The sequence below is a fragment of the Nitrospinaceae bacterium genome, from assembly GCA_018669005.1.
Taxonomy (GTDB): domain Bacteria; phylum UBA8248; class UBA8248; order UBA8248; family UBA8248; genus UBA8248.
The window spans coordinates 1-24,008 of sequence record JABJAL010000010.1 but is presented as its reverse complement, the minus strand read 5'-3'; the positions used below and the strand labels follow the sequence as shown (position 1 = coordinate 24,008).

Sequence of the window (24,008 nt, the reverse complement as noted above, 5' to 3'; positions counted from 1 at the left end):
TAAAAAACGAGCAAATCATACTTCTATTAAAATTGAGGCCCCGTCAGCCTGTTGGGACATCCGGCCTAGGAATAAACTCCCCTTCGCCATAATCATCGTACTCTGAAGGGTGCCAGCACGCATCCTGCTCAGAGCGTGGCCGAGAAATGGCACCCCGGCGGGAATGTGTCCTTGTGTCGGGGCAAATCCAGGCATGCCATGGGTTTCGATAAATTCCGGAATCTCCTCGCGAGCTATTTCTCCGCCCATTACCGCCATGGCAGCCAACATTTTGTAATTCGTGGCTGCAACATCCCCCGCCCCCGCAGGCACCATCACCTCAGGATTGTGCAGCTCAACAGCATATTTGTTGATGCTGGAGATCTTACGCCCAGCCCGAGCAAGCGGGTCGCGCACTAGGGTTTCTGCTAAAACTTGAGGTGTAGAGGGACTTCCAGCCGTGTGGCGTCCTGCGATTTCAAGATTTATTCGAGGACTATTGTCTGAATCCGAAGAGAGAAGAAAAGCTACTCCACCCAAGACATCCTCAAGAATGGGTATCTCCTTTTCCATATGGTAGTAAGCTTTCATCCCAAGCTTCGCCATCGAACCACCTCCGACAACGACAACATTCCTAACTACACCAGACTGAATAAGAGCCGCCGCATGCACAATCGCATAAACGGGAGCCGCGCAAAAAGACTTCACATCGACCCCGGCAGCATTCACACAACCCGCCATCTCGGCAATAGCCTTTGCGAGGTTGCCACCACCACGATTGTAACGATCCCCGACTGCCTCCTCGGAACAACTAATGACGTACTCTATTTCATCCGGTGCGATGTCTTCTTGCACAAGAAGATGTCTGAGGGCGAATGCACCGCTAGCCTTAGCCGCCAAGTTTTCTAATAGGACACGGGCATCAAGTGACTCGTCAAATTCATGATCGCGGCGTACACACCCGACCAGGTCCCGTCCTTGAAATAGTGGCAGAGCCTCTCCGGCCTCGATGCATTGAAGAATGTCCTCCTGGCGATGCTTCTTTACAGGTTTATCTTTATTCAGGAGAGCGGAGGCGGCATCCGAGGATAGCTTGGCTGCAACATGCTGCTCATCAAACATAAATAATCCAAATTGATCAGATAATTCAAGTAACGAATAAAAAATCTCCTGCGGGAGCACTTCTCCGAAAACACCTTTAGGTGAGGCCCCAGGAGGAGAATTTTCATACCAGGGGGAGGCAATCTCGTTTAATTTCTCGGGCGCAAGATTGCCGATGAAAGCCTGATTTGGCGCATAGTCAACCACTTCGTCAAAAGACCTCAGATCAGCGAATACATCTCCGAGCGCCTTATTGTTATGGGAAGTCTCACGCCATGGTTTCGAGCCATAGCGAACCAGATCAGGAACATGAACGAGAATGTTCGTCGCTGCACGCAAATACGCAGTCATATTACCCACCATTAAAAGAGCAGAAGATATATAGCCTGAAAAGTTATACGGGAAATTGAATGCAGCGTCAGCCCTCCATAGCAGAAATCACTTGCCATTTACTCCTAAATCAACAACCACTTACTTTCCATCGATTTAAATATTTTTGTTTTGTATAAAGACACAAAAACAAGGAATGCAAGGAGAGAAAGGAGGAATTACCTAGAATCCTTCAAAAGACGTCGAACTTCCTGCGTCAGAAATTTTCTGTCGATGGGCTTTGTGGCGTAGCTCTCAGCACCAGCCTGAAAACATAAATCCTTATCCTCTTCCATGGCCTGGGCCGTAACAGCAATAATGGGTATATCTTTCATGGTGGGATCTTTTTTAATACGTGCAATCGCTTCATACCCGTTTAAAATGGGCATTCTCATATCCATCAGTATTATGTCAGGTCGGAAGCGGCGGGCCATTTCCACACCTTCCTCGCCGTTATAGGCCGAAAGTATTTCCTTGGCGCTAGCCATGAGCATGCTTGCATAGAGATGAAACATTTCAAGATCGTCTACCACCAACAGCGTACAACCAGCCCATGGCTCTTCAACATCTGTCCTGACCACAACCTCATTTGGAGATGAGGTAATAATCTCTTGTTTCTTTTCCCTCGGGAGTGCAAACGTAAACGTGCTGCCCTGACCCGGTTCGCTATCTACCCATATATGCCCGTCGTGCATGGTCAAAAACTGGCGCACAAGATACAGCCCGATTCCCATGCCTCCAGACGCTCTTGATGCGCCTTTCTTTATCTGTTGAAAGCGGTCGAAAATGATATCCCGCTCCCCGGGTTCGAGCCCCAGGCCCTGATCCTGCACACTTACCCAAATCTCTGTAATTTTATTTTGTGCTCTGACACTGATTTTCCCTGGCTCGTTCGAATATTTAATTGCATTATCGAGAAGATTATAGAGAACCTGCCTAATCCGAACCGGATCGCATGAAATAATGCCGCATCCGGGGTCCAGATCGAATTCAATAGAAAATCCTTCATGGAGATTTGTGGACCATGATTCAATCAAACTTTCGATCAAGTCATTGAAGTCAACGTCGCTACGCTCAAGCTTCATCTTGGCGCTTTCGATTCGATCCATGTCGCGAAGATCGTCGATTAGGCAAGCCAGATACTTTCCAGCATCACGGATTCTGGGCAAAAAACGCAACACCTGCTCGTCCTGGGTTTTCTGGAGTAACAAATCACTGAATCCGATGACCGAATTAAGGGGTGAGCGAAGTTCATGCGTCACATTAGAGAGAAATTCTGACTTGGCCATATTTGCTTTCTCAGCCGCCACCTTGGCCTCAATCAACATTTCCTCTTCCAGTTTTCTACTCGTAAGATCTTTAGTGAAACTACAGAAAGCTACAATTTCTCCATTTTCGTTTTTCACAGGAGACACCACGACATCAACGGACAAAAGGCTTCCGTCCTTTCGTCGTCGTACCTCTTCGGGGCGATGCACCTTTCCCTGGAACAACAATTCGGAAATTTGCTCCTTGTACCTGATGTTCCATTCGTTCTGTTGATCCTCGGGCACGATCATTTCCACAAGGCTGCGCCCGAAGGCTTCCGATTCAGTATATCCATACATATTCTCGGCAGCCGCATTCCAGCAAACGACTCGGCGCTCTTTATCCGTCACAATGATGGCGTCAGCATTGTCATCCACAACACTCTGAAAAAAATCTCGGCTTCGGCGGGCCTCTTCATGGAGGCGTGAATTCTCCACGGCAATTGCAGCTTGATCTGCAAGCGTATTGGCCAGGAACAGCGCCTCTTGTCCAAATTCATATCCCTTCTCACGATAGACTCCCAGTGTGCCAACAATACGCTCCCCCAATCGGACAGGCACGATCAAGGTGGAAATCGATTGCCCACGCCAGAGAGCAGAACGCAATTCGGGCAGCATACGAGCATCGTTTTCCAAATCGGAAGAAAACATCGGCTCGCCCGTTTCCGCCACCAGACCCGACAGAGGGACACCAACCCGAACACGCTCCCTGTTCATCCTCCCCCTCGCCCCGGGAGTAGCAGCCACCATGACAAGATGTTCGCCCTCAAGAAGCCTGAAAGTCGCATCGCCACCGAAAAGAGTAGCAGCAGCCTCAACGATCGAATCAAGAACAGAAGTGAAATTCAGTCCCCGTGAAATTTGCTGGCCCAACTCCACCAAGGTTCCCAATTGCCTGCTGCGCTCCTCCGTTTCTCGGTATAGCCTGGCATTTTCAATAGCTATTGCCGCCTGGGAGGAGAGCGTTTCCAAAAACTCCATATTCACAGACGAAAAATAATCTTTCGTCTTCGAAAAACCCGCGATAACCCCGACTACCTTACCCACCGAAATCAACGGATACCCAATATAGGCGTGGATACCGTTCTCTCGAGCCCAATCCATCCCTGCCCAATCGGGGTCATCCTCCACATCGGCCACTGCCGTTCCCTCACCGGATTCAAGCATCTTTCCCATGACACCAGCGCCTAGCTTGAAGGCATGCCCTTCAGGCGAGAAATCGGAGACTTTGCCGCTCTGTGCACGAGGAACTAGTTCCCCCGTTTTTTCATCGATGAAATAAATCAGCGCGGCATCGGAGTGGAGCAATTCGTTTACGGATTGCGTGATGCTATTCAAGACCTCCGTTAGATCCAGGTTCTTCGCAATCTTTCGATTCAGTTCATGTAAAACCGCCAGCCGGGACGCTCGCTCCTCAGACTGGCGAAACAGCGATGCGTTCCGGAATGCGGATGCCAAGTGGCCAGCGACCGAAACAAGAAGCCTAATTTGGACATCCGAGAACGCGTCCTTCTCTTTTTTCGACAAAGCAATGTGGGCAATAGCTTGGCCCTCTTGCATAATCGGAATCACCAAAATGCTTTGAAGACCCGCCCTCGCCAAGTGGCTATCGGTATAATCCGACGAATTAATATCGGGGCAATAAGTTGGGACACCTTTTTCATAAGCTTCCCAGGCCATAGAAACCAACGATTCGCTCATCGAAATAGGTGAGTTCATCTCGATCTGAGAATCAATCTGCCAGTAGTGAAATGCCTTGGTATCTTTAAAATAAGTGGCTATCACACAACGATCACACGGAACATACTTACGAATCTCTCTCGTAATCGCCTGGAAAAGTTTATCCGGCTCCAACATGGAACCTACGGCTCGTGCGATGTCACCAGTAATCTGCTGGTGAGAAAAATCCTCCCTGGTTTTCTCCAAGAGCCTTGCTTTTTGAATCGCAACCGCCACATGGTCAGTAAACGCTTGGCCCAGCGAAACAATCTGATCGTCGAACTCTTTCTTGAAGGTCCAACAAAAAAATAAGGTTCCAAAATTTTTCCCCTCATTCCTCAGAGGAAAAGCCACCATACTTTTATGGCCTTCGCTGGCATGAATCTCTTTATGTTGGGCATCTTTGAGCAGATCAGAGAATATAATGGGGGACTGAAGAGCAGGATCAGAGATATATCTTCGGCAAATCGGAAATGGTTCAGAATGATTTCTGATATCTTCTTGAAACTTTTGTGACACCCCACGACCAAGAAAAATATCAAGGTCATTCTTGTCAGGGTCATGCAACACCACACCACAGCGATCTGTCCCAATAACACTTAAACTCTCATCAAGAACAGCCTGAATGATCCCATCAACATCATCTTTATCTGTGATGTGTCTGAGCGCGCGTTGAAGGCTGTCTTGCTCAACAATTCTATTTTCCAGAGAATCCACCAGCTGAGAATTCTCAATTGCCAGAGACGCCAGATCGCCGAGGGTTTGTGCCAAATTAATTTCCTCGTCTGAAATTTCCCGCACTTCGAAATAAAAGAGCGCAAGTTCACCAAAAAGTTTTCCACCAACATTGAGAGGAATTACCACATTCGTTCTATGACCGGAGGCAAGCACCGCCTCCTCAGAAAAAACCCTACCCACATTCCGAATATCCGGAATTACTTTGGGCACACCATCGCAGCTCGCATCTCCAAGAATAGACGGGATGACAGATGATTCATGGAAGGCTTTGATGAAAAATTCCGGGAGTTCATACGAAGAAAGAATCTTTCGGTAAGGCTGCACATCAATACGAACCCGAGCGATCATAGAGCGATCAGCCTCTAGTACACGGCAAGCTTCCCTGCATATATTCTGAAGAACCAGAGAGCTATTTTTTTCTTCAAGGATATTTCTGGCGGTTGACGCAAGCAAAGTATTCATTGAAGCCGGTTCTAGCAGCGTTGAACGCGGCTCCGAAAATGGGCTGCCACCGCCAGGATCAGAAGAAACCATATCTCCAAGTCCGCCCTATAGTTATTTGCGGAAATTCTTCTTTTGGAACAAAATATATATATTGCATTATGAAATAATTTATCAAATCCTTAATACGACATAAGACCCTTGTCGTCAACAGAATTTCACCACTAAAAATCGAATTAAAATCTTCTCGCAAAAATACAAGACTTAAAATCTCACACTGTACTTTTGATTTGCTAAGGTCATGAAAAGAGTGAATTGCAAAACAATTCAAAGATTAAACAAAGAAAAATTTAATCGGATTTAAAAACTAACAACAACATGGCGATAATGAGAAATATAATTTTTCTAGTCCAAGACGTATAACAAGTTGGAATTAACTACGTATAAGCGTAATTTCACGACACACGCCTCACGCTTTGACACCACATACCCCCTAAAACTATTATAAGAAATGTGAAATGCTTCCTTTCCCCAACAATTCAAGAATGGTAAAATTATTGCTGTTTTGAGGCGTCAAGTTCTACTGAAATCAAGAAAATGCCGCTTTAACAAAAGGAGAGATTTGATGTCTCGTTGGATTACATCCGGATTAATCTTGATCTTAACTGTCTCGATGGCTGGATGCACTGGCTCCGGGCGCTCAGGCGGCATCAACAAAGAGACCGGAGGCACAGTTCTCGGCGGCGTCCTCGGCGGGGTTCTTGGTTCCCGAGTTGGCAAGGGGCGCGGCAAAACCGTGGCCACTATCGCAGGCGCCATTCTGGGCGGAGTGCTTGGCGGGGCTGTCGGCAAGCAGCTCGACGAGCGAGACAAACTCCTCATGGCCAGAACAACCCAATCGACATTGGAAACATCGCCATCCGGGAAAACCACAAAATGGCGTAATCCCGACAGCGGTCATAGCGGGACAGTAACACCTGAGCGCTCCTACAAAACATCTAGCGGCTCAACTTGTCGCCCCTTTACCCAAACTATTGTCGTGGACGGAAAAAATGAAACCGCCAAAGGGAGTGCATGCCGGAACCCCGATGGCACTTGGCGTATCACCCGCTAAGAATTATCTGATATTTTTTTAACAGAAAGGATTACCCGATGAAAAAAATTACTATTGTATTTGCACTTGGAATGTCGCTGGCGTTTCTGCCGGTAGCACAGACGGTACTGTCCCCCCAGCCAGCATATGCCGCCGAAATGAAATCTGCCGAGCCCAGCACGGGAGATTACTTTCTCGATCTCCTCATCGTCCGGCCCGGCGCATATATTCTGCTAGCAGGAGCATTTCTCACCTATCCGATCGCCTGGCTGCTGGACCCTCTTTTCGGAGATGATCCGGTTCGTCTCAAGAAAAACTGGATAGACAAACCCTATGCCGATGCTATTGACCGGCCCATGGGTAATTTCAACTGGAAAGCCCGGTAGACTCCGCCTGGGCCGAACCCACAAGGGGAACGCCATGCAGAAAAAAGCTGTAGCCCTGGGGCTGGCACTCAGTCTTCTTGCCATGCCGATGATTGTACAAGCCGGCTCACATGAAATAGCCAAAGAAACAGACGATCTGGCCATGATCTGGGATATTCTGATTATTAGGCCCCTAAGCCTGGTCGCCATGGTCGCTGGCGCCGTCATCTATGTTCCTGCGGCCCTGATCACCGAAGCGGGCAACAACGATTTAAAGCCCATCAAGGACACTTTTTTGAGGGCACCTTATAAATATGCAATCGAAAGACCGCTTGGGCACTTCAACGAATAGAAACACACGGTGAATTGAAAAGCCCTCCGGGAAACCGGGGGGCTTTTTTTTGTTCACGCTTCATCTGGAGCACTGCGATTAAATTGGCCAAACTTCCATTCGAGATCGACCGGAAAATCGTGTTGCATCTTCTTGATATAGTCTGCAACATCTTCCCGGCGAAACCGGAGGCTTTTGAGGGAAGGAATATTCTCTGGGCAACGAAGATAGACAGGCTTCAACATCGGATTATCGCTGACGCAATCCTCTGCAACGAGAAAATCCACGCTACGAACACTCTTGTACCCGAAGACCTTGGCCAGCATAGGCTTGGTCAGCAAGGCCTCCTCCCTAAGAATTTGATCTGGGGAACGCTTATCCGGCCGACTCCAAGCAGAGCGGGCTCTGGTTTTTCGGGCCTTCTTGTGATGCGAAGATTTTTCCAACATTCAAAAAAACTCCGATTGTCCGCCACTTAAAATGTGCTTGCCAGCGAATAAAATATCTTCATGCAATCGCCTCGACCAGGGAAAGAATCTGACAATCCACTCGCCTAGTTTTTCGAGCACGCTGAACTTCAAATGCACGAGCCTTAGCCGAGGGCCTGTCTGGATAGACCTGCGTAACTTGTCGGTCTCGAAGTCTGTCGAAATAACTCAACACCACCCCACCCTCAGGAAGGTCGATCCCCTCCTCGAGCATGTCATGCAATCCGCGCTCGTGGCTCCCGATATAAGATATGTGCTCTCTCATTTCTCCTCCTCCAAAGTTCATAACGAGCGTCCGGGCGGCCTGCAGTTCGAGAGGATTTGGAATACTCCAGACGGGACGCCGGCAACAACGAGCGGATAACCCAGTATTGTCGGCGCTGTATAGAAAGGAGTTGGGGTGGGAAATTGACAGGACAGGCCGCCCGAACAAAACCCAGAAAACCAATCAGATACACCTAAAAATCATTTTTCAAAAAGGGACGATTTGCCCTTCGCAAAACCACTGGATTCCTCATCCCGCCCCCCTGAGGCGACATGAGCACGAGGCGAAATATATACGAAAGTGTATATTAGATCAATAAAAAATATCCGAATATGTATATTTATTTAGGGCATACAGATATCGTTGAATAAATTCCAGTTACAAGATTACGATTTTGGTCTGTTTGGGAAATCTGCTGAATGGTATGCTTTGAATCATTCTTTAGGTCGGGGCAACTCTGCCTTAGAACACAAAGGTGAGGCTATGAATTTTTTCTTGGGAAGCTTATTTTCCACGCTCTTCCTATTATCTATTACAGGAAGCGCCCAGGCTGCTGCCCCACGCCTTGACCCCATCCCCGTCTCGGCCACCGAGTTCAAACGCTTTACCCGATCAACCCCCACACCTAAATCTGGAGAAAACGCCACCCTTCCCAACGGGCCAGCCGTTAATCTCAATTGGCACGAGGCAAAAGCCTTTTGCGCCTCGATGGGCAAACGACTGCCCTCTGCCGGAGAATGGCTGGTGGCCTGTGAATCCAAAGCCATTGAATTTCCTTGGTGGATCTGGGAGTGGACATCAACCAACGCGAACCAGGACGAGGGAGCCGATTTCAAGCTACTATGCGGCCCGGGCACTACAACGTGTGAGTGCACGCACGCCTATCACACTTCATGGTCAAATGAAGTCAAGGGATTTCGGTGCGTAAAGCCTGAGCCCAGTGTTGCGCTCACCACCGGGAAAACAAAAAACAAACCTGACTTAACCCAAGCCCCTCATTAATTATGGAACAAGAAACCAGGCTACAGACGACGATGAAAAGAAAAAATAATTTCTCATTAAGGCTAAAAAGCAGGCTCTCTGGCTATTGCCGCATCATCATCACCGTTGCATTTGCGTCGACGATGGCGGGATTCACCGGCAATTTTCCCACCGGTCTTTTTCATTCCCTTGAGGTCAATTCTTATCTAAATCGCAATGCTCGGATAACAAAGATAAAGGCACACTCGCCTATATTCGGGAGCCTTAGTGATCTTGCGGCGGTTGTCGTGAATTACGAAGGGCATACCTTGCATCTCAAAGGCAACAATCTGACCATCGACCCCACCAAGCCAGATACGCTTCTAGAGATAATAGAAAATGAACCGGAGTCCTATCGATTCAGTTTCTTCGAGGTGAAAAATTTAAGCGGCAAAACGATGGGCTATTTGTTCGCCCGCGATGAGTGGTTAGAATTCATCTCGCTAAGTCCGGGAGGAGAGTTATTCCTGTCGGCCGACGACCCGGCGGAACCCTAGCATTTTGCCGCCTAGATGCCCCACCCCCTAAAATTTGCTACTCTTTAATCGTTCCCCAATAGCTACCTGAGCAGCCTTGTTGACGCCTGCTCGGGGACCACGCCACTTATAAGTAAAGGAGATATGTCATGCCATTTTACAAAATATCCGAGATGGAAACGGTAAAATCGAGTTCCGGGCCCGCCACCGCGAAAACGGTTGCGGGAGAGTTAATGAAAGCAGGAGTTGTGACCTACCAAGATGGTGAGGGCCCTACCCCGCATTTTCATCCCAATGAAGAGCAATACATGCTGATGCTCGAGGGAGAACTCAACATGATTCTCGGCGAGGAGCAGCGAATTATCGCGAAAGGCGACATGATCCACATACCGCGGAATACGCGTCATGGCGTTGTCGCCGTGGGCGGCCCTGCAGTGTTTTTCGCTGTAAAAAGCCCATGCGGAAACGGAAATCTGGATCAGGACTACAACAGGGCAAATGATGCTGACGAGGTATTGGGTCGCCTGAAAAAAGGGTAGCGCAGCAACGATGCGGAACATCATCAACGCTCGGCGAGCAACTCTATAAAACTGCTCACCGCCGGGGGTATGTGCTTGCGCCGGCGATGAATTAAGCCAATAGGCCGGGTCAGGTCTTCTCGATCGAGGGGAATCGCCTTGAGGCTCCGCATGGCAATCTCTTTTTGAAAAACAGGCTCGGGAAGAATACTCACCCCCGCACCGAGCAATACCCCCTCCTTGATGCTCTCGATGTTGTCTAATTCCATGACCACATCAACTCTTGCGTGTTCCTGGCGCAGTACCCGATCTATGGCTTTTCTAATGGCGAGATCGGGATCAAACGCCACGAAGGGAACGCCATTAAGATCGGTGCAGCGAATGCTTTTCTTAACGGCAAGGGGATGCTCGGGCGCGCAGACCAGGCGCATGGGCTCTTGCCAAAGAGGAATAACGTTCACCCCCCTCATCGCTGGCGGATAAGAGACGAGACCAACATCGGCCAGATCCTCTTCGATTGAACGGATAACCTCACGCGGGTGCAAACATTCAAGTCTCACCCTTGCCTCGGGAAACTCATGGCGGAAGCGCTGCATGAAAACACCCATGTCATGGAGGCCAACAGAGTAAATAGCGGCAACACGAACCGTTCCCGCGACGCGGCTCTTTTCTCGGGCAACCTCGCTCAAAACCCTATCAAACCCCTCTAGGAGGTCGCGGCTCGCTTTGTAGAATTTCTCTCCCTGTGATGTCACCGTGAATGGGCGTTTACTCCTATCCAAGAGCACCGCGCCCAATTCCTCCTCAAGGAGACGAACGCTTTGGCTCGCCGCCGACTGAGAAACACCACCTTCCCGGGCACCACGGGAAAAACTATTTGTCTGAACCACGAGGCAGAAGAGCCTCAAAGTATCGATATTCATAATTAAACACCCATATACTATTAGCTTTGCTAATGCAAAGCATAAGACTTTGCACTTTGGCATTCGGCGCGATCTCGTGTAGGGTACGCTGTTCTCGTAGGGGAGTGTCCCTTTCTCAGCTTGGGAGAGGGATTATTTTTCTGTTCACATAAATTAGGTATATCAATGACTTACAACACATCCAAATTGGGTCCTGGCCTCTATGACCCTGCATTTGAACATGAGGCCTGCGGTGTGGGCTTTGTGGTTGATATTAATGGCCAAAAATCTGCAAAGATAATTGAGCAGGCGCTCACCGTCCTCAAAAACATTTCGCATCGAGGCGCCAGCGGCTCCGAGGTGAACACAGGCGATGGTGCCGGAATCCTGCTCCAGATGCCCGATTACTTCCTACGCAAAGTTTGCGACCAAGAGGGCATTAGTCTACCCAGTGAGGGCAGGTTTGGTGCGGGTCTCGTATTTCTCCCGAATCACAATGCCCAGGCAAACGAGTGCGAGCAGATTTTCGAGTCTGTCGCCCGCAAGGAGGGATGCGAGATCCTCGGCTGGCGTCATGTCCCCACCGAAACCAGCACAGTTGGCCCTACCGCAATGGCATCTGCCCCCCTATTCAGACAGGTCTTCATCGGGGGTTTTGAGGGTGATGAGAATCCGATGGACATCGAGCGCAAGCTCTACATCATTCGCAAACAGGTGGAAAACAAGGTTCGCCAATCGAACATCAGGGACCGTGAGGATTTCCACGTCACAAGCTTGTCCGCGCGCACTATAATTTATAAGGGGATGCTTACCCCGGAGCAGGTTGAGGTTGTCTTTCCCGATCTCAAGGACAAGGACATGGTATCTGCCCTTGCTCTTGTGCATTCGCGTTTCTCGACAAACACATTCCCATCATGGCCCCGCTCTCACCCCTACCGCTATCTTGCGCATAACGGCGAGATCAACACCCTGCGTGGGAATATCAATTGGATGCATGCCAGGGAGGCCGTTTGCGAGTCCAGACACTTCCCGGACCTCAAGCAAATTGTTCCCATCATCGAGGAAGGCGGAAGCGACTCAGCCACTTTCGACAACGTCCTCGAATTCCTGCACATGGGCGGGCGGGAGCTTCCCCATGCCGTCCTGATGATGATTCCCGAGCCCTGGAGCGGGCACGAGTCGATGAGCGAGGAGAGAAAGGCTTTCTACGAATACCACGGCACCCTCATGGAGCCCTGGGATGGCCCCGCTTGCATCGCCTTCACGGACGGAAAAGTCATCGGCGCCGTCCTCGATCGAAACGGCCTGCGCCCGGCCCGTTACTACGTCACCAAGGACAATTTTGTCGTGATGGCCTCAGAAGTGGGCGTCCTCGACATTGAGCCCGAAAACATATTGATCAAAGAGCGCCTCCACCCGGGTCGAATTTTCCTCGTCGATACCGACGAAGGACGCATCATCGACGATGAGGAAATCAAGAAGCGCTATGCGACTGAGCATCCCTACAAGGTGTGGCTCGACTATAACTTAGTCCACCTGGACGATCTTCCGGCGGCCCCCGAGTTGCCCGAGCCGGATCATGAGACCGTTCTCAACCGCCAGCAGGCCTTCGGCTACACGATGGAGGATCTGCGCTTCTTCCTTGGACCCATGGCCATGTCGAAGCTTGACCCGCTTGGCTCGATGGGCAATGACGCCTCGCTAGCGGTCCTATCTAATCGCTCAAGGCTTCTCTACGACTATTTCAAACAACTCTTTGCCCAGGTGACGAACCCGCCACTGGATGCGATGCGAGAGGAAATAGTCACCCAGCTATCGACCACGATTGGGGCCGAGCGCAATTTGCTCAAGCCTGAGGCCGAGTCCTGTCATCAGATCAAGATTGAATCTCCCATCCTCAGCAACGAGGATTTCTATAAACTTGTCCATTCGAATCAGCCCGGTCTAAAGGCAACAACGCTCCCGATGCTTTACAAGGTGGCGGACGGCGTTGCAGGCCTTGAAAAGGCCATGGATGAGCTATGCAAAAAAGTCAGCGAAGCCATCTCCAATGGATATAGCCTCATCGTCCTCTCCGATCGAGGCATTTCAGGAGAATACGCGCCTATCCCGGCCCTTTTCGCCACCGCCGGGGTGCACCACCACCTCGTCCGCGAGGGAACGAGGACACTCGCCGACTTGCTAATCGAAACCGGTGAAGCACGACAGGTTCACCATATGGCACTTCTCCTGGGCTACGGCGCGGGCGCCATCAACCCATACCTCGCCTTCGAAACGCTCAACGACATGAGCCGCAACGGCTACCTTGAGGGAGTTGACTACGACACGGCGGTCAAGAACTACATAGCCGCCCTGAGCAAAGGCATCATCAAGGTCATCTCGAAGATGGGCATCTCGACCATCCAATCCTACCGAGGCGCTCAGATATTCGAGGCCATCGGTCTCAATAAGGATTTTGTTGATAAGTACTTCACCTGGACGCCTTCTCGAATCGGCGGCATAGGAATCGATGTCGTAACCGAGGAAGTACTCATCCGGCACCGCAAGGCCTACCCGGAACGCAAGGCTGTGACCGAGGAGCTTGAAAGCGGCGGATTACTTCAGTGGCGCAGGGACGGGGAGTACCACCTGTTCAACCCCGAAACGGTGTTCAAACTCCAGCATGCCACCCGTTCGGGCCAGTACGATATTTTCAAGGAATACACCAGCCTGGTGGACAACCAGAGCAAGCACTTGGCCACCCTGCGCGGGCTTATAGATTTCAAATGGGCGAAAGAGCCGATTCCACTGGACGAGGTAGAGTCAATTGAATCCATCATGACGCGCTTTAGCACGGGTGCGATGTCCTATGGATCCATCAGCCAGGAAGCCCACGAAACGCTCGCCATCGCGATGAACCGGCTTGGCGGAAAATCAAACACCGGCGAGGGCGGCGAGGACTCCGCCCGTTTTGTACCCGATGAAAACGGAGATCTGCGCCGGAGTTCAATCAAGCAAGTGGCATCAGGGCGCTTTGGCGTCACCAGTGAATACCTCGTGAATGCGGACGATCTTCAGATTAAAATGGCCCAGGGTGCCAAGCCCGGAGAGGGCGGGCAGCTTCCCGGAAGCAAAGTCTTCCCCTGGATTGCCAAGGTGCGAAACTCCACCCCGGCCGTGGGCCTGATTTCTCCGCCGCCACATCACGATATTTATTCTATCGAGGACCTGGCCCAGCTGATCTACGACCTTAAAAACTCCAACCCGGTGGCGAGGATTCACGTAAAACTCGTCTCCGAGATCGGTGTCGCTACCGTCGCCGCAGGTGTTGCCAAGGCACACTCGGACGTCGTGCTCATCTCGGGTCATGACGGCGGAACCGGCGCCTCGCCCGTCACTAGCATCAAACACGCTGGCACGCCTTGGGAGCTTGGCCTCGCCGAGACCCAGCAAGTTCTTGTGATGAATCGCCTGCGCGACCGCATTGTCGTTCAGGTGGACGGGCAGTTAAAAACAGGACGCGACGTTGTCATCGGCGCCATGCTCGGAGCGGATGAATTCGGCTTCGCCACTGCTCCCCTCGTGGTGATGGGCTGCATCATGATGCGGGTATGTCACTTAAATACCTGCCCCGTTGGAATCGCCACCCAGGACCCCGAGCTTCGCAAGAAATTCTCGGGCTCGCCTGAATTCGTCGAAAACTTCTTCCGCTTCATCGCCGAGGAAGTCCGCGAATACATGGCCAAGCTTGGTTTTAGGACCATGAACGAGATGATCGGGCGCGTGGATCACCTCAATACCCGGGAGGCCGTGGGTCACTGGAAATCAAAGGGGCTCGATTTCGCTCCGATTCTCCACAAGCCTGACATGGGACCCGAAGTGGGCATTTACAACTCCCAGGGACAGGATCACGGCCTTGAGAGCACCATCGACAGGACCACCCTTATTCCAAAGTGCATGGACGCCCTTGAGAGCAAAACCCCTGTCAAACTTGAGTTGCCCATCCACAACATCAACCGGACGGTGGGAACAATTCTTGGCTACGAATTGACGAAGCGCCACGGCGGCGAAGGCCTCCCAGAGGACACGATTCAGATTCACTTCAAAGGCTCTGCCGGCCAGAGTTTCTCGGCTTTCGTGCCCAAGGGCATCTCCCTCACCCTTGAGGGCGACGCCAACGACTATTGCGGCAAAGGTCTCTCGGGCGGAAAACTCATTGTCTTCCCGCCCAAAGAATCCTCCTTTGTGGCCGAGGAAAATATCCTTATCGGCAATGTCGCCCTTTACGGCGCAACGGGAGGAGAGGCCTTCTTCCGGGGAATCGCAGGCGAGCGCTTCTGCGTTCGAAACAGTGGGGCGCACGCCGTGGTAGAGAGCGTGGGTGACCATGGCTGTGAATACATGACTGGTGGGCGCACGGTAATTCTTGGCAAGACCGGGCGAAACTTCGCCGCCGGCATGTCGGGGGGCGTTGCCTATGTTCTCGACGAGGGAAACGATTTTCAAGAGCGTTGCAATATGGAAATGGTGGAACTTGAGGCAGTTGAAACCCCCGAGGACATCGAAGAGCTAAAAACACTGATTCAAAAACACGTGGACTACACGGAGAGCACCGTCGGCGCCCGCATACTTGCCGAATGGGACGATTACTTGTCTCGCTTTGTGAAAGTAATGCCGCGTGACTACAAACGTGCAATCACGGCGATAGAAACCGCCAAGAAAAACGGCATCCCATGGGAAAAAGCCGTAATGGAGGCCTAACCATGGGTAAGCCCACTGGTTTCATAGAATTTGGAAGAGAGTTGCCCGGTCGTCGAGAAGTCGATGAGCGCCTGAAAGACTGGAATGAGGTATACCTACCATTCCCCGAGGAAAAGCTCCAGACCCAGGGCTCTCGCTGCATGGACTGCGGCATCCCCTTCTGCCACAGCGGATGCCCCCTCGGAAACCTCATCCCCGAGTGGAACGATCTCGTCTACCGGGATAAATGGCGAGAGGCCATCGACCGCCTCCACAAGACAAATAATTTCCCCGAATTCACTGGGCGGCTATGCCCTGCCCCCTGTGAGGGCTCGTGTGTCCTGGGCATCAACGAAGACCCTGTGGCAATTAAACAGGTCGAAGTTTCCATCATCGAACATGCCTTCGATCGGCACTGGGTAACTCCTCGACAACCTGCAGCCCGTACCGGCAAAAAAATTGCCGTTGTCGGCTCAGGCCCAGCAGGACTGGCGACGGCGGATCAGCTCAACCTGGCGGGACACCACGTCACCGTTTTTGAGAGAGATGCCCTACCCGGTGGATTGATGCGGTACGGCATCCCGGAATTCAAAATGGAAAAGAAGGTCCTGGATCGGCGCATCAAGCTGATGGAAGACGAAGGGGTGGTATTCAAAACAAATTACCACGTGGGAATGGACATCACCGCAGCGAAGCTTCGCGAGGATTTTGACGCCATTGTGCTTTCCGGCGGCGCGCGGGCTCCGCGCGATCTGCCGATTCCAGGCCGCGAGAACAAGGGCGTGTATTTCGCACTCGAATATCTTTCTGTGCAGAACAAACTCTGCAACGGCGTTGATGTTCCGCTAGAGGAGCAAATCAACGTCAAAGACAAACATGTCATCATCATTGGCGGCGGAGACACCGGCGCTGATTGCCTGGGCACCGCTCACCGTCAGGGGGCGGCTTCGATTCATCAGCTCGAAATCCTCCCTCGCCCCCCCGAGGCGCGAGACAAGGTATCGAACCCGTGGCCTCTTTACCCCAATATTTTCCGGGTCTCCTCAGCGCACGAGGAGGGAGGCGAGCGCCTCTACTCCATCTCCACCAAGGAATTTATGGGCGAGAACGGCGTACTGAAGAAAATCAACGTCGTGGATGTGGAAATGAAGCGAAGCGAGGACGGACGGATGAGCTTCGAGGATGTTCCCGGCTCCGAAAGAGAGATGGCGGCGGATTTCGTATTTCTCGCGATGGGCTTTCTTGGTCCCGAGAAAAAAGGAATGCTTGAGCAATTGGGAGTAGAGCTTACCGAGCGCTCCAACGTTCAGCGCGATGAAAACTGGATGACAAGCGTTCCCGGCGTATTCACGGCCGGCGATATGCAGCGGGGACAATCGCTCATCGTCTGGGCCATAGCCGAAGGAAGGTCATGTGCCCATGGCGTGGATGCCTACCTGATGGGAAGCTCGGACCTGCCAGCTCCGATTGCGTGATTCGCTCTAACTAAAGGCGCCAGCCCAACCGATCAGCGACACGAAGCACAATGTCGGATTTGTTCAGACTATAAAGATGAAAATGCTTTACACCCGCATCGAGCAACTCTTGTATCTGCGCGGCAGCTAAATCTGCAGATTTCTCTTTGAAACCCTCGGGGTCGTCACGATAGGGCGAGAGTTCTGAAATTACCCTGTCCGGAACATTCGCCCCGCACATGCCCGCGAACCGAACCACCTGATCGACATCGCGAACTGCCAAAATACCCGGCGCCATCGGAATCTCAACGCCTCTTTTTCCGCACTCATCGATAAAACGAAAATAATCGCTGTTGTTAAAGAAAAATTGTGTAGCGGCATAATCGGCCCCGGCTTCAACCTTGGCCGCGAAATAATCGATGTCTTGCCCTTTGTCCGCAGTCTCGGGGTGCCCTTCCGGATAACAAGCCACACCTATCGAGGAGACGCCGCCCAACTCACGCAGCCAGCGAACGAGATCAATGGCATGGTGATAGCCGCCAGCCACAGCCAGCTCGCGGCTCATCCCTTCAGGAAGATCACCACGAAGCGCCATGATGTCGTTCATGCCGTTTTCCCGATAGCTTGAGAGAAGCTCGGAGAGTGTTTTTTCATCGGCGCCAACACATGTGAGGTGCGCAACCACTCGGCCAGGAAAGCGTTTGGCCAGATCCAGAACGAGACTCAAGGTTCCCTCCTGGGTTGCTCCGCCAGCTCCGTATGTCACCGAGGTGAACGCCACGCGCATCCCCTCATGAATCCGCCCGACTTCTTTGTTGAGCTGAACGACCCCCTTTGGGGTTTTAGGGGGGAATAATTCGATCGAAACGCTCAATTCATCTGATCGAATCTCGTTTACGATATCTGACATGAAATTTCCCTAAAAAAGATGGCAAACATAATCAAGCGGCACACGAAACTCATTTTTATACAACACTTTGCGCTCTTCTTGTAGCTCTAATTCACGGATTTTTCAAGGCAGGGTGAGCATCGCCGACAACATTCAAAACAAAAAAAACTCCGACACGGAAGCATACTTCCGCGCCGGAGTTTTTTTAAATCAGCGTTAGCTTAATTGCGCAAGCGCTGCGAATAGCTTTTCATCATCCGGCAATTCCGGCGGAGCAGGCGTCACCTCGGCGTGAACAACCTTGCCTTCCTTGTCGATAAGAATTACGGCCCGATTGCTGAAGCCCGCCTCGTGCATCAACCCGTAGGCCTCGACCGTACCTTTTCCAAAAAAATCACTCAAAAGTGGAAAATCAATCCCGACCGATTCAGCCCACGCAGCATGCGCAAACGGGCTGTCCACACTAACACCAAGAACCTCGCAATCGGCTTTCTCGAAACGATCTGCCTGGGCAGAGTATGCAGGAAGCTGCTCGCTGCATACGGGCGAGAAATCGAAGGGATAGAAGCAAAGAAGAACATTTTTCTTGCCCTTGTAATCACTCAGCTTGATTTTATCACCAGCATTCTGTGCCTGAGGTAATTCAAAATCAGGCGCAACATCTCCGACATTCAACGTCATTACATTTTCCTTTATTCATACAGGGCCCATAGAGGGCCAATCTTAATTTCATGGGGCCTCGGCGACTAACTCGCCGCTGCCAGACGCTCTGCCACGTTGTCCCAGTTCACAACGTTCCACCAGGCCGCAATGTAGTCGGGACGACGGTTCTGATAGTTGAGATAATAGGCATGCTCCCAAACATCGATGCCGAGTAGGGGCACATAACCCTCGGTGCGGACGCTAGTCTGGTTCGGCATCGCCTTGATCTCGACAGCGCCCGAGCCGGGTTTGGTGCACAACCAGCACCACCCGCTTCCCTGAATAGGTGCTGCCGTGGTGGAGAATTTTTCTTTGAAAGCTGCAAAATCGCCGATGGCATCGGCCAAGGCGCCACTAGGCTCGCCACCACCGTTCGGGCTCATGTTGCTCCAGTAGATGCAGTGGTTGTCGAAGCCGCCGCCGTTGAAGTTAATCGCTCCTTTTTTATCGCCAGGTGCGCTCGAAAGGTCGGCAAGTATATCCTCAATGCTTTTTCCATCGAGATCCGTTCCCGCAATGGCATTGTTTAGATTAGTTGCGTAACCGGCATGGTGCTTGCTGTGATGAATCTCCATCGTCCTGGCGTCGACATGAGGCTCCAGCGCATCATAGGCATAGTCGAGTTTGGGAATTTCAAAGGCCATCAGAAATTTCTCCTTGTTGAAAAATAGGGCAGCAAATCATCAAAATCCGCCGACCATGGGTAATCGAAGATGGGGGGTAATCAGCGGCCCCCACGAAAAAAACACATCAAAACCAGAAAAAACTAGCGCCCCCTCAAGCTGGCAGACTAAGACTTTTAATTTTTTTTAAAAAAAGTAATTCCCCCTTCAAGAGGTGCGTATACTATTCAAGAGAAATTACTTCGTCAATTCCCTAAGTCCCTAAAAATCAACATATTTCATATCTTTTAATCATTAATAAGTCGTCCCAGGAAAATGAATAACCAGCCTGCCAAGGAGCCCAAATTACGCTCCAAGGCGACCGGTCTTTCGAAGAAAATTCACTCCTATTTTCAGCATTTTTTTCAAATCCTCTAACGACCCATTATTTCTTCATCGCAGCACTCGCCAAATTTAAAAAATCTACATCCCAAGGCTTTGCCCATTCCACAACGACAAATATTACCTGCGAGAGAAAATTGAAATGCCATATCTCAGGTGTCAGACGAAACGTAACAATTACGAAAACTACCTCCCCCTCCCGCAAGTCACTTTTATTCATACTTTTTTACTTCTTTTCCCCAATTTAGGTGGAATATTCGGTCATTTATGAGCGTTACATCCAATAGCTGGTAAACATAATCAGAATGTAATTTGCTGTTCGGCGCGGGAGGGAGATCATACGCGGACTCCCCTCTTCTCCCTCCCGCTCGAACGGTAATTTTTTTCATTTCAAAGAATCTACCTCCACCCCTTCCCCATTGGAATTCATATATTTTGGGCCGCTGATAATCCCTTTCAGTTTGATTCAAACCAAGAAAATGATAAATTCCTATCGTTACACTGGAATTTTGAAGTAGCGGTCTAACCAACTAGCGCTAGAACTCTAGCTACTGTCGTATGTAGCCGCACCTACATGATAGGTATACTCAAAATGCTCTCGACAATCGAAAAAGCGCTCTTCCTCAAATCGGTCAATCTCTTTGAGGCCATGTCTCCCGAGCAGCTTAAGATCCTGACAAATATTTCAGAGGAAGTGACCTACGAAACTGGCGATATTTTGTTTAACGAGGGTGACCCCGCAGAGCATCTTTACATAATTGTGGATGGGGAAATTAATATTTTAAAATCCCATGGAACGCCAGAGGAAGTGCGACTCGCCATTCTTGGTGAAAAAACATCGTTTGGGGAAATAGCACTTTTCGGCTCCGAGGGGCGCTCTGCAACAGCGATAGCTAACAGGGATTCCACTTTCCTCTCGATGGAGAAGGAGCACTTACATTTACTGATTCAGGAAAATCCTGCCATCTCCACCGCCATCGTTTTTCAGCTTGCCAACTTGATCCGGGATAACAATAAACAGCAATCCCGATTCGAGAAGACAGAGGAATTCGATAAAGTAGCGGCGGGGGATTCTGTTGAAAATATGCGCCAATATTTTCGCTACGCCGTACCGGGTGTGGTGGATGTTCCCGCGCTTTCCAATGACATGGCATCCCTCCACAATGTTTCGGCGGGAGGTCTTCTGCTTTCACTGACAAACGAGCCCAAGCCTGAGGATGAATTCGGTGTTTCGATCAAAATCAACGACAAAGTATATAACTGGGAAAAAGTGTCGATTGTATGGGCAAGCAAAGGGGACAATGAAGAATTCCCTTGGACAGTAGGCCTCAAAGTTAACATTCCCCAAGATGAACAAGACAAGCTATCTAGTTCGCTAAAGGATATGGTCAATTAAAGCCCACCTAATTTGAGACCTGTCTACTTTCACAAAGGCAACATTCCCAATTCAAAACGAATCAAGCGCGTCTACAACACCCAATTCTCGCCAACTCCGGAAAATTCCTCGAAAAGCAACATCCTAGGCCTCGCTGTTAAAGGCTTTAGCGCCTGATATCATCCTGATGGACCTCAGGTGCCCGTCATGGACGGATTCGAGGCCATCGAGGCGCTAAAGGCAGACCACAAGACACGAGAGATTCCCATCCTCGCTGTCACCGCTCAGGGCATGACCCGCGACCGAAACCGCGTCCGCGATCTGGGCGCAGAGGATCTCATAACTAGACCCATTGACCTCAAAAAGCTAGAAAAGTCGTTCCACCAGGCACTCGAAAATAATCAAACCCCCACCAATGTCTCTTGATCCATATCGTTTCGAATTGTCGTTTCAATTCACAAGAACCGTCATTTTCCAGCGACAATAATGAATTAAATCAAACCACGGGACAGGAGCCTCCTCCCGCTTCCGCTTTGCCGCGTAACCAAGTAAAATGGATTTTCCGTAAAGAGACACTTAAAACCAATCGCACTGAAAAACATATCTTCGTGAACCCCAAGGAGTCTTCATGTCCATCTCAACCGAAGTAAGCACCGATTCTCTCTGGAAACACCTCGAGGCCATATGCCAGTGGGAGCGCTACACCGGAACCCCCGGTGAGGCCCAGGCCGTCGACTACATCGCAACTGAACTCCGGGCGCTTGGCATCGACGTGACAGTCCACGAATTTGATGCCCTGATCAGCATCCCCGGAAAGACATCGCTCGACATCCTCGGCGAGGCCCCAGAGCACATCCCCGCCATCACAGCCGTATTTGGCGCATCAACCGGCGAGGCGGGCGTCACCGGCGATGCCGTTTACGTGGGTGATGCCCTGGCGCCCGAGGGCCCCGTGGCCGGGCGAATCATCGTCGCCGAGCGTATGCTCTCGCCCGGACGCTTTTATGCCTTCGAGCAGGCAGGCGCCATCGGCCAGGTTTACGTCAACATGGGCTATGCCCACGATATGACGGTCTCGACCATCTGGGGCTCGCCCACCCCTGAGAGCGTCGGACGAATTCCCACTACCCCCGTCGTCACCCTCTCGCGCGAGCAGGGCCAAGGCCTCATCGACAGCGTCAAATCCAAGAAGGAAGTCCAACTCCGCATCCACGCCCAGACCGACACCAAATGGCGCAAAACCACCATGCCCGTCGCCACGATACCGCCCCCCTCGGGGAGCGATGAGTACGTCCTCGTCGCCGGTCACATCGACTCATGGCAGTTCGGGGCCAACGACAACGGCGCAGGCGACACCACGCTCATGGAACTCGCGCGCCTCATGCACAACCACCGGGGCGAGCTAAAGCGCGGCCTCCGCGTCGCCTGGTGGAACGGCCACTCCCACGGCCGCTTTTCGGGCTCCACCTGGTATTCAGATCACATGTTCGAGGAAATGAGAGCCAACTGCGCCGCCTACCTCAACATCGACCAGCCCGGCTGCCGCCAGTGCACCGTCTACCGCCCCTTCTGCACGGCCGACATCTCCGCATGGGTGAAAGACGCCGTCAGCCGCATCGGCGGGCAAGAGACCGAGCCCGGCAACCCGCGAAAGATGGCCGACCAGTCCTTCTGGGGGGTAGGCGTGCCCTCCTTCTCGTTCTTACCTGTCCTGCCGCCCGATGCCCCCGATCTTCAAAAAGACCACCCCGACAGCGGCTTTCCCGAGTACTGGCATAACCCGGCCGACACCCTCGACAAGATGGACAAAACCCTTCTCACCGAGCACACCAGCCTTTATGCCGCCGCGCTCCTTGAGCTATGCACCTCTGATCGCTTCCCGCTCGACCCGCGCTCAACAGCAAGCGTCGTGGACAGCGCCCTTGCGGATCTCAAAAAACGCGCCGCCGGCGCCTTGGATATAGAGCCCGCCATGAAAGCAGCCGCTCGCTTCAAGAGCGCTGCCGAGGCGATGATGGCTAAGGCCGGTAGCGCAGACCCCTCGGCTCTCAACACCGCCACCCGGCGCATCAGCCATGCCTTGAACGCCGCCCTCTACACCCAACAAGGCCCCTTCGATCACGACCGCGCCTCAGGCGCCACCATCTTCCCCGGCCTCCAGCGGCTTAGCGAGTACCTCACAGCCGGACCCAAGAGCCACGAGGGACTGGTCCTCTACACTCGTCTCGTGCGCGAGCGCAACCGCGCCTGCGCCGCCCTTGAGGATGCCGCACGCATCGCCGAGAGCGTCTAAGCCCTGGCGAAATAATCCTCCCTAAGCACCTCTCGAATTACACCACATTTGCGCCCGGCTCCCCTCCCTCGACTCTCCCCTTGAGCGCAACGTCTGAACTGCGCAAACTAATTTGACCATACCCGACCTTTTGCTCAGGAGAGATAACGATGGATTATGATGCCAGATTTCAAGCCCTCGAAGATAAGATTCAATTACAAGACAAAAAACTTATCCGCCAGTCGGCCTACGATCTGAACGATGGGGAATGAGGAGGGGCGCTTCTACACCGACGACACCGTGCGCCGGGTCCACAAGGGCGAGCACACCTTGAACCTTAACCACCCCACCAGCCAACGCGCCCTCAACGAGGCCGTCGAGTGGAGCGTGGGGCCCGCTGTTGAGCGCGCGATGGGGAAAAGTGGCGGCGGGCAGATCATCCACAATCATTTCGACATGCGCGGAATGTTTGTTTTAGACG

The 24,008-nt window shown here is 51.7% G+C and carries 20 protein-coding genes; 12 read left to right on the top strand and 8 right to left on the bottom strand.

The window, feature by feature from the left end:
- Window positions 1-15: 15 nt before the first annotated feature.
- Both HOJ95_00860 and HOJ95_00855 read right to left on the bottom strand, forming a co-directional pair.
- Window positions 16-1,431, bottom strand: coding sequence for a glycine reductase (locus HOJ95_00860; protein ID MBT6393229.1), 1,416 nt, complete (start codon window positions 1,429-1,431; stop codon window positions 16-18).
- Window positions 1,432-1,628: 197 nt separating this feature from the next.
- Window positions 1,629-5,675 carry a GAF domain-containing protein gene (locus HOJ95_00855; GenBank protein MBT6393228.1) on the bottom strand — a complete coding sequence of 1,349 codons (4,047 nt, stop codon included), beginning with the start codon at window positions 5,673-5,675 and terminating at the stop codon, window positions 1,629-1,631.
- 604 nt (window positions 5,676-6,279) lie between these two features.
- Here HOJ95_00855 and HOJ95_00850 point away from each other — a divergent pair.
- The 3 genes from HOJ95_00850 to HOJ95_00840 are packed head-to-tail and all read left to right on the top strand — an operon-like array spanning window position 6,280 to window position 7,464.
- On the top strand, window positions 6,280-6,768 hold the full coding sequence (locus HOJ95_00850) for a glycine zipper 2TM domain-containing protein (GenBank protein MBT6393227.1): 489 nt from the start codon (window positions 6,280-6,282) through the stop codon (window positions 6,766-6,768).
- A gap of 38 nt (window positions 6,769-6,806) precedes the next feature.
- A complete protein-coding gene (locus HOJ95_00845) occupies window positions 6,807-7,133 on the top strand; it encodes a hypothetical protein (GenBank protein ID MBT6393226.1) in 327 nt (108 codons plus the stop codon).
- Between the two features lie 34 nt (window positions 7,134-7,167).
- Complete coding sequence (locus tag HOJ95_00840; protein MBT6393225.1) at window positions 7,168-7,464, top strand: hypothetical protein; 297 nt, start codon at window positions 7,168-7,170, stop codon at window positions 7,462-7,464.
- A 53-nt stretch (window positions 7,465-7,517) separates the two neighbouring features.
- On the opposite strand, the gene HOJ95_00835 is transcribed toward HOJ95_00840, so the two are convergent.
- Both HOJ95_00835 and HOJ95_00830 read right to left on the bottom strand, forming a co-directional pair.
- Window positions 7,518-7,784: a hypothetical protein gene (locus HOJ95_00835; GenBank protein ID MBT6393224.1), complete on the bottom strand. Its 267-nt coding sequence runs from the start codon at window positions 7,782-7,784 to the stop codon at window positions 7,518-7,520.
- Between the two features lie 166 nt (window positions 7,785-7,950).
- The gene (locus HOJ95_00830) at window positions 7,951-8,196 is read right to left on the bottom strand and encodes a hypothetical protein (protein ID MBT6393223.1); all 246 of its coding nucleotides are present in this window, start codon (window positions 8,194-8,196) and stop codon (window positions 7,951-7,953) included.
- A gap of 483 nt (window positions 8,197-8,679) precedes the next feature.
- On the opposite strand from HOJ95_00830, the gene HOJ95_00825 reads away from it, so the two are divergent.
- From HOJ95_00825 to HOJ95_00815, 3 genes are all read left to right on the top strand, one after another.
- Window positions 8,680-9,198, top strand: a complete 519-nt coding sequence (locus HOJ95_00825) for an SUMF1/EgtB/PvdO family nonheme iron enzyme (protein MBT6393222.1) — start codon at window positions 8,680-8,682, stop codon at window positions 9,196-9,198.
- A 32-nt stretch (window positions 9,199-9,230) separates the two neighbouring features.
- On the top strand, window positions 9,231-9,713 hold the full coding sequence (locus tag HOJ95_00820) for a hypothetical protein (protein MBT6393221.1): 483 nt from the start codon (window positions 9,231-9,233) through the stop codon (window positions 9,711-9,713).
- A gap of 128 nt (window positions 9,714-9,841) precedes the next feature.
- Window positions 9,842-10,231, top strand: coding sequence for a cupin domain-containing protein (locus tag HOJ95_00815; protein MBT6393220.1), 390 nt, complete (start codon window positions 9,842-9,844; stop codon window positions 10,229-10,231).
- Between the two features lie 23 nt (window positions 10,232-10,254).
- On the opposite strand, the gene HOJ95_00810 is transcribed toward HOJ95_00815, so the two are convergent.
- Window positions 10,255-11,133, bottom strand: coding sequence for a LysR family transcriptional regulator (locus tag HOJ95_00810; GenBank protein MBT6393219.1), 879 nt, complete (start codon window positions 11,131-11,133; stop codon window positions 10,255-10,257).
- 165 nt (window positions 11,134-11,298) lie between these two features.
- Here HOJ95_00810 and gltB point away from each other — a divergent pair, with 165 nt between their 5' ends.
- Together gltB and HOJ95_00800 are read left to right on the top strand one after the other, a co-directional pair.
- Window positions 11,299-15,852 carry a glutamate synthase large subunit gene (gltB, locus tag HOJ95_00805; protein MBT6393218.1) on the top strand — a complete coding sequence of 1,518 codons (4,554 nt, stop codon included), beginning with the start codon at window positions 11,299-11,301 and terminating at the stop codon, window positions 15,850-15,852.
- Window positions 15,853-15,854: 2 nt separating this feature from the next.
- Window positions 15,855-17,306 carry a glutamate synthase subunit beta gene (locus HOJ95_00800; protein MBT6393217.1) on the top strand — a complete coding sequence of 484 codons (1,452 nt, stop codon included), beginning with the start codon at window positions 15,855-15,857 and terminating at the stop codon, window positions 17,304-17,306.
- A 10-nt stretch (window positions 17,307-17,316) separates the two neighbouring features.
- Here the strand turns inward: HOJ95_00800 and HOJ95_00795 are convergent, their stop codons facing one another.
- From HOJ95_00795 to HOJ95_00785, 3 genes are all read right to left on the bottom strand, one after another.
- Window positions 17,317-18,195, bottom strand: a complete 879-nt coding sequence (locus HOJ95_00795; protein MBT6393216.1) for a methylenetetrahydrofolate reductase [NAD(P)H] — start codon at window positions 18,193-18,195, stop codon at window positions 17,317-17,319.
- Window positions 18,196-18,390: 195 nt separating this feature from the next.
- Window positions 18,391-18,855 (bottom strand): redoxin domain-containing protein, encoded by a 465-nt coding sequence (locus HOJ95_00790; protein ID MBT6393215.1) that lies wholly within the window; start codon window positions 18,853-18,855, stop codon window positions 18,391-18,393.
- 65 nt (window positions 18,856-18,920) lie between these two features.
- Window positions 18,921-19,523: a superoxide dismutase gene (locus HOJ95_00785; protein MBT6393214.1), complete on the bottom strand. Its 603-nt coding sequence runs from the start codon at window positions 19,521-19,523 to the stop codon at window positions 18,921-18,923.
- Window positions 19,524-20,472: 949 nt separating this feature from the next.
- Here HOJ95_00785 and HOJ95_00780 point away from each other — a divergent pair.
- From HOJ95_00780 to HOJ95_00765, 4 genes are all read left to right on the top strand, one after another.
- On the top strand, window positions 20,473-21,276 hold the full coding sequence (locus HOJ95_00780) for a cyclic nucleotide-binding domain-containing protein (GenBank protein MBT6393213.1): 804 nt from the start codon (window positions 20,473-20,475) through the stop codon (window positions 21,274-21,276).
- Between the two features lie 186 nt (window positions 21,277-21,462).
- Window positions 21,463-21,681, top strand: a complete 219-nt coding sequence (locus HOJ95_00775) for a response regulator (GenBank protein MBT6393212.1) — start codon at window positions 21,463-21,465, stop codon at window positions 21,679-21,681.
- Between the two features lie 202 nt (window positions 21,682-21,883).
- Entirely contained in the window at window positions 21,884-23,548 is a 1,665-nt protein-coding gene (locus tag HOJ95_00770) for a M28 family peptidase (protein MBT6393211.1), read from the top strand.
- Window positions 23,549-23,788: 240 nt separating this feature from the next.
- A partial coding sequence (locus HOJ95_00765) for a hypothetical protein (protein MBT6393210.1) occupies window positions 23,789-24,008 on the top strand: 220 nt, incomplete at its 3' end.